The sequence below is a fragment of the Streptomyces sp. ATLC9 genome, assembly GCF_057196705.1.
Genome location: NZ_JBXUOY010000663.1, coordinates 1 through 223, shown reverse-complemented (window position 1 = coordinate 223; position 223 = coordinate 1). Strand labels below are relative to the sequence as shown.

1 protein-coding gene is annotated in these 223 nt (G+C 75.3%); it reads right to left on the bottom strand.

Annotated features, from left to right (window positions below):
* The coding region (locus AC2CJA_RS27550; protein WP_484605317.1) for a tetratricopeptide repeat protein at positions 1-223 on the bottom strand (223 nt) is incomplete at both ends.

The following is a 223-nucleotide window of genomic DNA, read 5'->3' as shown; positions in this document are numbered from 1 at the left end:
GATTGTCGGCCGCGAGCCTGCGCCGGATCTCCACCGCCTCTTCGGTGGCGGTCAGGGCCTCGGCCCGGCGCCCGGCCTCCGACAGCCAGATGCCGAGGTTGGACAGCGAGCCTGCGAGGTCGGGCTCGTAGGCGGCGGGATTGTCGGCCGCGAGCCTGCGCCGGATCTCCACCGCCTCTTCGGTGGCGGTCAGGGCCTCGGCCCGGCGCCCGGCCTCCGACAG